The 10,500-nt window shown below is 71.2% G+C and carries 11 protein-coding genes; 5 read left to right on the top strand and 6 right to left on the bottom strand.

Annotated features, from left to right (window positions below; genetic code table 11):
- Together sdhA and Q7T52_RS16695 are read left to right on the top strand one after the other, a co-directional pair.
- Positions 1-1,402, top strand: a 1,402-nt coding sequence (gene sdhA, locus Q7T52_RS16700; RefSeq protein WP_304804466.1) for a succinate dehydrogenase (quinone) flavoprotein subunit, incomplete at its 5' end; no start/stop codon positions are given.
- Positions 1,399-2,142, top strand: coding sequence for a succinate dehydrogenase/fumarate reductase iron-sulfur subunit (locus tag Q7T52_RS16695; RefSeq protein WP_304804464.1), 744 nt, complete (start codon positions 1,399-1,401; stop codon positions 2,140-2,142). The genes sdhA and Q7T52_RS16695, both read left to right, overlap by 4 nt.
- A gap of 592 nt (positions 2,143-2,734) precedes the next feature.
- Here Q7T52_RS16695 and Q7T52_RS16690 read toward each other — a convergent pair.
- The gene (locus tag Q7T52_RS16690; RefSeq protein ID WP_304804462.1) at positions 2,735-3,796 is read right to left on the bottom strand and encodes a YafY family protein; all 1,062 of its coding nucleotides are present in this window, start codon (positions 3,794-3,796) and stop codon (positions 2,735-2,737) included.
- A gap of 18 nt (positions 3,797-3,814) precedes the next feature.
- Here Q7T52_RS16690 and Q7T52_RS16685 point away from each other — a divergent pair, with 18 nt between their 5' ends.
- Positions 3,815-4,387, top strand: a complete 573-nt coding sequence (locus Q7T52_RS16685; protein ID WP_304804460.1) for an isochorismatase family protein — start codon at positions 3,815-3,817, stop codon at positions 4,385-4,387.
- Here the strand turns inward: Q7T52_RS16685 and Q7T52_RS16680 are convergent.
- From Q7T52_RS16680 to trpS, 4 genes are read right to left on the bottom strand one after another with little or no spacing between them, the layout of a single operon-like run.
- Positions 4,377-4,631 (bottom strand): SCO4848 family membrane protein, encoded by a 255-nt coding sequence (locus Q7T52_RS16680; protein ID WP_304804458.1) that lies wholly within the window; start codon positions 4,629-4,631, stop codon positions 4,377-4,379. The genes Q7T52_RS16685 and Q7T52_RS16680 overlap by 11 nt on opposite strands.
- Positions 4,628-5,692: a YihY/virulence factor BrkB family protein gene (locus Q7T52_RS16675; protein ID WP_370692331.1), complete on the bottom strand. Its 1,065-nt coding sequence runs from the start codon at positions 5,690-5,692 to the stop codon at positions 4,628-4,630. Before Q7T52_RS16675 ends, Q7T52_RS16680 begins: the two co-directional genes overlap by 4 nt.
- Before the next feature lie 5 nt (positions 5,693-5,697).
- Positions 5,698-6,210 (bottom strand): 2'-5' RNA ligase family protein, encoded by a 513-nt coding sequence (locus tag Q7T52_RS16670; RefSeq protein ID WP_304804455.1) that lies wholly within the window; start codon positions 6,208-6,210, stop codon positions 5,698-5,700.
- Positions 6,211-6,219: 9 nt separating this feature from the next.
- A complete protein-coding gene (gene trpS, locus Q7T52_RS16665; protein ID WP_304804454.1) occupies positions 6,220-7,281 on the bottom strand; it encodes a tryptophan--tRNA ligase in 1,062 nt (353 codons plus the stop codon).
- A 51-nt stretch (positions 7,282-7,332) separates the two neighbouring features.
- Between trpS and Q7T52_RS16660 the strand changes: the two genes are divergently transcribed.
- Both Q7T52_RS16660 and Q7T52_RS16655 read left to right on the top strand, forming a co-directional pair.
- Positions 7,333-8,100, top strand: a complete 768-nt coding sequence (locus Q7T52_RS16660; protein ID WP_304804452.1) for a maleylpyruvate isomerase family mycothiol-dependent enzyme — start codon at positions 7,333-7,335, stop codon at positions 8,098-8,100.
- Positions 8,101-8,155: 55 nt separating this feature from the next.
- Positions 8,156-9,256, top strand: coding sequence for a GNAT family N-acetyltransferase (locus Q7T52_RS16655; RefSeq protein ID WP_304804450.1), 1,101 nt, complete (start codon positions 8,156-8,158; stop codon positions 9,254-9,256).
- Here the strand turns inward: Q7T52_RS16655 and Q7T52_RS16650 are convergent.
- Complete coding sequence (locus Q7T52_RS16650) at positions 9,220-10,446, bottom strand: MFS transporter (RefSeq protein WP_304804448.1); 1,227 nt, start codon at positions 10,444-10,446, stop codon at positions 9,220-9,222. The genes Q7T52_RS16655 and Q7T52_RS16650 overlap by 37 nt on opposite strands.
- Between the last annotated feature and the right edge of the window lie 54 nt (positions 10,447-10,500).

Here is a 10,500-nt window from a genome sequence, read left to right as displayed (position 1 = left end):
CCAGGTCGCCGCCGGCACGGTCAAGTGCTACACCCGCCACGAGATGGTCGAGCTGATCGTCGTTGACAACCGCGCGCGCGGGATCATCGTGCGCGACATGGTCACCGGCGAGATCGAGACCTACTTCGCCGACGTCGTCGTCCTCGCCTCCGGCGGCTACGGCAACGTCTTCTACCTCTCCACCAACGCCATGGGCTGCAACGTCACCGCGGCCTGGCGCGCCCACCGCCAGGGCGCCCTGATGGCCAACCCCTGCTACACGCAGATCCACCCCACCTGCATCCCGGTCTCCGGCGCCCACCAGTCCAAGCTGACGCTGATGTCGGAGTCGCTCCGCAACGACGGCCGGATCTGGGTGCCCAAGTCGCAGTCCGACTGCACCAAGGACCCGCGCGAGATCGCTGAGGACGACCGCGACTACTACCTCGAGCGCATCTATCCGGCGTTCGGCAACCTGGTCCCCCGCGACATCGCGTCCCGCCAGGCCAAGAACATGTGCGACGAGGGCCGCGGCGTCGGCCCCGAGGTCGAGGGTGTGCGCCGTGGCGTCTACCTCGACTTCTCCGAGGCCATCGGCCGCCTGGGCCGCGACGCCATCGAGAACAAGTACGGCAACCTCTTCGACATGTACGCCCGCATCACCGGCGAGGACCCCTACGTCGTCCCGATGCGGATCTACCCCGCCGTCCACTACGTCATGGGCGGCCTCTGGGTCGACTACGACCTGCAGTCGACGATCCCCGGACTGTTCGTCACCGGCGAGGCCAACTTCTCCGACCACGGCGCCAACCGCCTCGGCGCCTCGGCGCTGATGCAGGGCCTGGCCGACGGCTACTTCGTGCTGCCCAACACCATCCGCGACTACCTGTCGCAGGGCCCGTTCGAGAAGGTGGCCGAGGACGACCCGGCCGTGGTCGAGGCGCAGGACAACGTGAAGCAGAAGATCCAGCACTTCATGACCACCAACGGCACCCGCAGCGTCGACTCCTACCACCGCGAGCTCGGCAACATCATGTGGGAGTACTGCGGCATGGAGCGCACCTCCGACGGGCTGCGCAAGGCGATCGACCTGATCCGGGGGCTGCGCGACGACTTCTGGCGCAACGTCAAGGTCCTGGGCTCGCCCGACAGCATGAACCAGTCGCTCGAGAAGGCCGGCCGTGTCGCCGACTTCATCGAGCTCGGCGAGCTCATGTGCATCGACGCGCTCAACCGGCGCGAGTCCTGCGGCGGCCACTTCCGTGGCGAGTCGCAGACCGAGGAGGGCGAGGCCCTGCGCCACGACGACCAGTACGCCTACGTCGCGGCCTGGGAGTGGGCCGGCGAGGGCGAGAAGCCGATCCTGCACAAGGAAGAGCTGACCTATGAGTTCACCGAGATGAAGCAGCGGAGCTACAAGTGAAACTGACCCTCAACATCTGGCGCCAGCTCAACGCGAGCACGCCGGGCGGGATCCACACCTACGAGCTCGACGACGTCTCCGAGGACATGAGCTTCCTCGAGATGCTCGACGTCCTCAACGAGCAGCTCAACGCCGCCGACGAGGAGCCGATCGCCTTCGACTCCGACTGCCGCGAGGGCATCTGCGGCCAGTGCGGTCTGATGATCGACGGTGAGGCGCACGGCCCCGAGGTCACCACGACGTGCCAGCTCCACATGCGCACGTTCAAGGACGGCGACAACATCACGATCGAGCCGTGGCGCGCCGACGCGTTCCCGGTCGTGAAGGACCTCGTCGTCGACCGCAGCGCCTTCGACCGGATCATCCAGCAGGGTGGCTACATCTCGGTCAACACCGGAGCCGCCCCCGACGCCCACGCTACCCCGGTGCCGAAGGACAAGGCCGACCGCGCCTTCGACGTCGCCACCTGCATCGGCTGCGGCGCCTGCGTCGCCGCCTGCCCCAACGGGTCCGCGTCGCTGTTCCTCGGCGCCAAGATCACCCATCTCGGCGAGCTCCCCCAGGGCCAGGCCGAGCGCGACACCCGCGTCGTCAACATGATCGGCCAGCACGACGCCGAGGGCTTCGGCGGCTGCACCAACATCGGCGAGTGCACCGCCGCCTGCCCCAAGGAGATCCCGCTCGACGTGATCTCGCGCCTCAACTGGGACCTGCACGCCGCGCTGCGGCACGGCAAGTAGCTCCTCTCTCGTACGACGGCCACTCGGCTCTCGGTCACCTGATGTCATTCGGTGTCCGGGTCGGGTGGCCGCGCGCGTAGACCCGACCCGGCGGTGCGTGAGCCACCGTTCTGGTCGATCGGACGTCTCAGTTCGGTGGCGTGCGCACCGCTCACTCGGGTCGGCTCGGGTGGGCGGTGTGTGAGCCACCGTTCTGGTCGATCTGACGGATGGCTTCGGTGGCTGACGCACCGCCCGGCACGGGCCTGGGCCGGATACCCGACCCTCCTGTTCCAGCCGTCCCGTTGGCACCACTGGGCCGCTGAACCTCTGACTTGGCCGATAACGCATTGTCGGCCGAGTCCGAACTTCAGCGGCCCAGTGGGACCGGAGGGATAGCTGAGGGCTGTCCGCGCATGGACGAGGGCGCGGCGAGCCCGCCCTTGTCTGCGCCCTCAAGCATCCCGGGAGAGGCTCGCTGTCAGGGACGCCGAAGGCGCCGCGAAGCGGGCGCCGCAGGCGATCCTTGACAGGGAGACCCGGGATGCTAAGCGCGCGGACAGCCCGACCAAGAAAGACCCAAGGTCGAGCAGGACTATCCCGACCCCGACCCTCACCCCGACCCCGACCCCGACCCAGACCCAGACCCAGACCCAGACCCCAAGCCAGACCCAGACCCCACCCGACTCATCCACGCACCCCGACGAGCAAACGCCTCCCGCAGCTCAGCCGGCTCCTCGACGGCCATGCCGAAGGAGTGGTCCGAGAGCCGCAGCACGGTGGCGTCGAGGTTGCGCGTGGTCAGTCGCAGCCGGGTCCGCCCGGCGTCGACCGCCTCGGGCACGCCGACCCACCGCGGGATGGTCGCCTCGACCGCGGCCACGGGCGCGTCGAGCAGCACCGAGACCGCCCACCCGTCCCAGCTCGTGGCCAGCGACGTCTCGACGGCCCGGGCGACGTCGAGGTCCGCCGGCGCGCGGAACGTCTCGGCCAGCAGGTCGACGGACTCGATCCGGTCGACCCGGAAGGTCCGGCGGGCCCTCCGCAGGTGGCACCAGCCGTGCAGGTAGAGGTGGCCGCGCACGACGGCGACGCCGTACGCGTTGACCTCGCGGGTCGTGGAGCCCTCGCCCGAGCGGTGTCGCACCCGGCAGACCTGCTGGCCGACCACCCCCGCGGCGAGCGTCGCCAGGAGGGCGGGGTCGGGGGTGGCCCCAGGGGCGAGACGGTCGCTCCGCTCCGGCGGTACGACGGCCGCGAGGACGTCGTCGACTCGCTCGGCGACCGCGCGCGGGAGGGCACGGCGCAGCTTGGCGAGGGCGGCGGCGGCCGGTCCCTCCCCGTCGGCCCGCCCGGCCAGCACCGCCATCGTGAGGGTCAGCGCGACCGCCTCGTCGGTGCCGAGCATCAGCGGCGGCATCCGGTAGCCCGCCTCGAGGTGATAGCCGCCGACCCTGCCCCGGCGGGCGACCACCGGGATCCCGAGCTCCTGCAGGGTCGTGACGTAGCGACGTACGCTCCGCTCCCCCACGCCGAGCTCGGTCGCCAGCTGATCGGCCGTGAGACCGGGCCGCTCCTGGACCCGCTCGAGGAGCGCGAGCACCCGTCCGGCCGGGCTCGGGAGGTGGCGGTCGGGAAGAGTGGTGCCGAATCCGGTCGGTAACTGTCCGGTCACCCGGCTAGCGTACGACGCATGAGCACCCACACCCTCCCCAGCAAGACCGTCCTGCTCGTCGTCGACGTCCAGCACGGCAACACCGACGGCGGCTTCGACCGCGACGGCGTGGTCGGGCGCATCCGCGGCCTCATCGACCGGGCGCGGGCCGACGACGTGCCCGTGCTGTGGATCCAGCACGAGGCCGGGCCGTTCGTCCCGGGGTCGGAGCCGTGGCAGATCGTCGAGGAGGTGCGGCCGGGCGACGGCGACACCGTCATCGGCAAGCAGTTCCTCGACTCCTTCGCCGACACCGACCTGCGTGAGCGCCTCGACGCCCTCGGGGCCACCCGACTGGTCGTCTGCGGCGCGGCCACCGACGCGTGCATCCGCAGCACCGCCGCCCGCTCGCAGATCGAGGGCTACGACACCGTCCTCGTCGCCGACGGCCACACGACCGACGAGGGCCCGTGGCCGCTCGAGATGCCCGACGGCAGCACCGTGCCGATCGGCGCGCGCGAGATGATCGCGTTCACCAACTTCTTCGTCGCCGACACCGAGTACCCCGGGGTCACCACCGAGGTGGTGCCAGCGGCCGACGTCACCTGGTGACGGGCTGCGGCTCCTGGTCGGCGGCGCGCGAGGCGCGCAGCGCCTTCCAGCCCAGCGAGCCGAGCACCCCGGCGATCAGGAAGTTGACGACGATCAGCACGGTGTGGGCGATCCAGTAGCCGGCGGCGCGGTCCTCGCCGTCCTGGGCAGCCTGCACCAGGTTCTTGGCGAAGTTGCCGAACGTGACGACGTTCCACACGGCGACGGCCAGCAGGAGGAGAGCGTGCTTGCGCTCGAGCTTCACGAGTCGTTCCTTCGTCGGAGGAAGGCCACCACGGCGAGCGTGAACGCGCTGCCGGCGGCGAAGGGCTTGGGCCAGGTACGGGCCGCGACCGCGACGGCGGGCTTGCCGTCGTCGGCCCACGCCGACTCGGGCAGGTGGGTGAGGTCGGGGGTGGCCGGGCCCTGCATCGGGTCGGCCGGCAGGGCCTGGCGCTCCGCGACCGCCTCGGGCGACATGAACGCCCACGAGGCGGCATAGAGCACCAGCCGCGAGAAGTAGTTGATCCAGATGAGCAGGATCAGGGCGATCCCGAACGCCTGGAACGCCGGCTGGCCCTTGGTCGAGCTGAGCAGCAGGCTCGACAGCTGCTTGAGGATCTCGAACCCGACGGCGCCGAGCAGGGCGCCCGACCACAGCGACCGCGACGGGACCTCGGGCTCGGCGAGCAGCTTGAACAGGGCGAAGAACAACACGGCGTTGGCGGCCAGGCCGAGCACGACCGCCAGGATCTTGACCAGCCAGGACAGCTCGGTGCCGAGGCCGACCAGGTCGAGCAGGTCCTCGGAGAAGCCGGAGACGAAGCCCGCGACCGCCACGGCGACCACGAGGACGAGGCCGACGATGACGAGCGCCTCGAGGTCGCGCAGCTTGCCCTTGACGAACGACGGCAGCTCGCGCTGCGGGGTCTCGAACACGGCGACCAGCGCCTCACGGAGCGCGGAGACCCAGCCGAGCCCGGCGTAGAGCACACCGAGGAGACCGACGATGCCGGCGAGGCCGGAGAACGACTGGACCTTGTCGATCGAGATCTGGCCCTCGTCGTCGCCCACGATGTTGGGAAGCACCGAGTCGATCGCCTTGACCACGTTCTCCTGGGCGTCGGGATAGACGTTGGCGATGATCCCGACCGCGAAGAACGCGAGCGCCAGGATCGGGAAGAACGAGAGGAACGCGAAGTAGGTGACCGCGCCGGCCTGCTGGCCGCCCTTGACCTTGCCGTAGTGCTCGTTCATGAGCAGCACGTGGTCGAGCGCGGGTCGTTCCGCACGCGCCTCGACCAGTCGTTCCTTCACCGAGGCCATCGAGCTCAGCTCCCTGCGAGCGAGAAGTCACGCGACGGCTGCCAGCCCAGCTCGTCGTCGTGGACGTAGAGGTGGAAGTCGGCGACGGTGAACTGGCACTCGAAGCCGGAGAGCTCGGCGAACGCGAGGTCGAGGCGGTCGTCGGAGAGGTGGTGCGCCACCGTGACGTGCGGGTGGTAGGGAAAGTCCAGGTCGACCTCGAGCGGGCCACTGCGCACGGCCTCGGCGAGCTGCTCGCACTGCGAGATGCCCTCGACGAGGCTGACGAACACCACCGGCGAGACCGGGCGGAAGGTGCCCGTGCCGCGCAGGTGCACGTCGAACCGCCCGACCTGGGTGGCCGTCTCGACCAGGTGCTTCTCGACGACGCTGAGGTCGTCCTCGACCTCGGTCGGCGGAACCAGGGTGATGTGGGTCGGGATCATCGCAGCCGTGGAGTCGCCGACGGAGGCGCGGTAGTCCTGCAGCTCGGTCGCCCAGGGCTCCGGGATCGCGACGGCCACTCCGATCGTCGGCATCTCCCGACCCTACCGAGTGGAGGGCGCGACGAAGCCCACCCGCTGGTAGACGTCACGCAGGGTGGCCCTCGCCACCTCGCCGGCCTGCTCGGCGCCCTGGCGCAGCACCTCGGTGAGGTGGGCCTGGTCGTCGAGGAGCTCAAGGGTGCGGTCGCGGAACGGCGTCACGAAGGTGACCACCGCGTCGGCGAGGTCGCCCTTGAGCGCGCCGTAGCCCTGGCCGGCGTACTCCGCCTCGAGGTCGGTGACGCTGGTGCCGCTCAGGGCCGAGAAGATCGTGAGCAGGTTGCTGACGCCGGGCTTGGTCTCGGGGTCGAAGCGGATCTCGGTCTCGCTGTCGGTCACGGCCGAGCGGACCTTCTTGGCGCTGACGGTCGGCAGGTCGAGCATCTCGATGATGCCGCCGGGCGACGACGCCGACTTCGACATCTTGGCGGTCGGCTCCTGCAGGTCACCGATCTTGGCCGTCGCCTTGAGGATGTAGGGCTCGGGCAGCCGGAAGGTCTTCTTGTAGCGGTGGTTGAAGCGCTGCGCGAGGTCACGGGTGAGCTCGAGGTGCTGGCGCTGGTCCTCGCCGACCGGCACGTAGTGGGGCCGGTAGAGCAGGATGTCGGCCGCCTGCAGGATCGGGTAGGTGAACAGGCCGACCGACGCCGCACCCTCCCCGCCCTTGGCCGACTTGTCCTTGAACTGCGTCATCCGGCGCGCCTCGCCGAAGCCGGTCAGGCACTGCAGCACCCACGACAGCTGGGCGTGCTCGGGGATCTGGCTCTGCACGAAGATCGCCGAGCGGGCCGGGTCGATCCCCATGGCCAGCAGCTGGGCGGCCGCCCGCAGCGTACGCTCGCGCAGCACCTTGGGGTCCTGCTCGAGCGTGATCGCGTGCAGGTCGGCGATGAAGAAGAACGGCTGGTGGTCGCGCTGGAGGTCGACCCACTGGCGCAGCGCGCCGAGGTAGTTGCCGAAGTGGAACGAGTCGGCCGTGGGCTGGATCCCGGACAGGACGCGGGGCCGTGCCCCTCCCGCCGCCAGCGTGGGCACACTGACCTCGGGCTGGGTGGTCGCAGACATGACCGCCATTCTTGCCGATGCCACCGGCGGCCTCGATGGGAGGATGCCGACGTGGCCACGACCCTGACCTTCGACGAGCACCTCGCCGGCTTCCAGCGCGCCATGCTCGAGCTGGCCCGAGCCGCCGGACGCTCCGGCCTCGACGTGCCCGTGCCGTCCTGCCCGGCGTGGACCGTACGCCGGCTCGTCGGCCACCAGGGGGCCGTGCACCGCTGGGCGGCCGGGTCGTTCCGCGGCGAGGACCTGGACTGGCCGCCGATCGAGAAGGCCGGTCGCAGCAGCAGCGACCCGGTCGACTGGCTGCGCGACGGCGCGATCGCGCTGGTGCGGACGCTGGTCGGGGCCGCCGACGACGCCGAGGCGGCAGTGTTCCTGCACGACGCTCCCCCGCCGCGGCAGTTCTGGGCACGCCGGCAGTGCCACGAGACGACGATCCACGCCGTCGACGTCCTCTCCGCCGCCCTCGGCCGGCTCCCCCGCACCGAGGAGACCTGGCTGACCGACGACCGGGGGCGCGCCCTGGCCCTCGACGGCATCGACGAGCTGCTGCTCGGGTTCGTCCCCCGGTCCCGTTCACGCCTCCGGTCCGCGACCCCGGTGACGATCGCGGTCGTGCCGACCGACGCCGACCACTCCTTCACGGTGCGCGTCACCGACGAGCCCCCGGTCTCGACCCGGGTCGAGGGCCACGTCGAGACCGCCGAGGGCGACCTGCGCATCGAGGGCACGGCCGCCCAGCTCTACCTCGCGCTCTGGCACCGCACCGACGAGCTCACCTCCGACATCTGGCCGCTCTGGCACGACAGCGCGGTCCTCTGACGCGCGAGCGATAACCGGGCGCGGTCGTGGGGCGGCGCGTGACAGGGTTCGGGGCATGGCTGGCGAACCGACCGTCCCGATCCTGTCCGACGGCACGGTCACCCTCCGGGCCCTCGACGACCGCGACGTCGCCGGCGTCCTCGAGCAGTGTCTCGACCCGGTGTCGATCCGGTGGACCAACGTGCCGGTCCCGTTCGGCCTCGCCGACGCGGTCGCGTTCGTCGACGAGATCGCGCCGGGCGCGTGGGCCGACGGCTCGCAGTGGATCTTCGCCGTCGTCAGCGACGAGGGGTACGCCGGCAACGTCGCCCTGCGCGACGAGGGCCACGGCCGCGCCGAGATCGCCTACGGCGCCCACCCTGCTGCCCGTGGCACCGGCGTCATGGAGGCCGGGCTGCGGCTGCTGCTCGAGTGGGGCTTCGTGACCCAGGGCGTGCAGACGGTGGTCTGGCGCGCCGATGTCGGCAACTGGGCGTCGCGCAAGCTGGCGTGGCGCCTCGGGTTCAGCCTCGACGGGGTGCTGCGGCACTCCCAGGTCTCCCGCGGCGTGCTCGTCGACGCATGGGTCGGGACGCTGCTGGCCGACGAGCCGCGCGAGCCGTCCGGGCGTTGGTTGACGGCGCAGGTCCTCGACGGCGACGGCGTACGACTGCGCCCGGTCACCCACGGCGACGTGCCGCGCATCGTCGAGGCGTGCTCCGACGAGCGCACCCAGCACTGGCTGGGCCGGATGCCGTCGCCCTACACCGAGGCGACCGCGCGGACGTGGCTGGAGAACAACACCGAGAAGCTGGCGACCGGAAGGTCGCTGACCTGGGCCGTGGCCGACCCGGTGACCGACCTGGTGCTGGCGTCGGTGGAGGTCTTCGGCGTCAACGACGACGACGCCGAGGTCGGCTACTGGACCCACCCCGACGCCCGCGGCCGGGGCGTCATGAGGGCCGCCGTACCCCTCGTCACGGGGTGGGCGTTCGCCGAGCTCGGCCTGCGCCGGGTCCGCTCCTTCGCGGCCGTCGACAACACCGCGTCACGGCACGTGATCGAGGCGTCCGGCTTCACGCAGACGGGCGAGGAGCGGCTTGGCACCGTCGTGCGCGACGGACTCGCCGACCTCGCGCTCTACGACGTGCTGGCCGAGGAGTGGTCGCGGCGCTGAAGGCGCGCCGCCACCAGGATCACGAGCAGCCCGCCGACCGACAGGGCGATGCCCACCAGGGCGGGGGCGCGGTAGCCGTAGCCGGCGGCGATGACGAGCCCGCCGAGCCAGGCCCCAAGCGCGTTGGCGACGTTGAGGCTGGCGTGGTTCATCGCCGCCCCCAGCGTCTGGGCCTCGCCGGCGACGTCCATCAGCCGGAGCTGGAGGTTGACGACGAGGACCGAGCCGAGGGCGGTGATCGCGAAGGCGATCGGCAGCAGGCCCCAGCCGGTCGGGGCGAGCAGCCACCACGCGACGAGGGCGACGCCCATGCCGGCCGAGCCGAGCACCAGGGCGCGGAACACCGACCAGTCGGCGAGCTCGCCGGCCACCCACGTGCCCGCGACCATGCCGAGCCCGAAGACGAAGAGGAAGACCGGCACCGCACCGTCACCGAGGCCGCCGACCTCGGTGACGGTCGGAGCGACGTAGGAGAAGACGGCGAACATGCCACCGAAGCCGACCGCGCCGGCCAGCAGCGTCAGCCAGACCTGGGGCTTGGAGAAGGCCGCCAGCTCACGGCGGCCGGTCGCCTCGGCGTCACCGGGCACGGACGGCACGAAGGCCAGGATCATCGCAACCGTGACGAGCGCGAGGACCGCGACCGTCCAGTAGGCCGAGCGCCAGCCGAGGTTCTGGCCGAGCCAGGTCGCGGCGGGCACGCCGACCACGTTGGCGACCGAGAGACCGAGCATCACGGCGGCCACGGCGCGGCCCTTGCGGCCGGGTGCGGCCATGTTGGCGGCGACCAACGACGCGACGCCGAAGTAGGCGCCATGCGGCAGCCCGTCGAGGAACCGGGCGAAGAGCAGCCACGAGAAGCTCGTCGCCATGGCGCTGAGCGCGTTGAAAACGGCGTACGTCGCCATCAGGCCCACCAGCAGCCCACGGCGCGGCCACTTGGCGCCGACGAACGCGAGCAGCGGGGCGCCGACGACCACGCCGACGGCGTAGGCCGAGATGACGTGGCCAGCGCTGGGGATCGACACGTCGACCCCGCCCGCGATCTCGCGGATGAGACCCATCGTCACGAACTCGGTCGTCCCGATGGCGAAGCCACCCATGGCGAGCGCCAGGACGGCGAGCCGTAGATGAGCGGCTCGAGCCGGTGGGGCTTCGGTCGGGACGGTGCTGGACGTGGCGGTGGTCATCTCGGCTTCCGGTCTGGGGTGCGTCCATCCTCCAACCGGAAGCCGGTGACGACC

Source organism: Nocardioides sp. (genome assembly GCF_030655615.1).
Classification (GTDB): domain Bacteria; phylum Actinomycetota; class Actinomycetes; order Propionibacteriales; family Nocardioidaceae; genus Nocardioides.
Note: the sequence above shows the minus strand (reverse complement) of the source record. Positions and strands in the feature narration are given on the sequence as shown.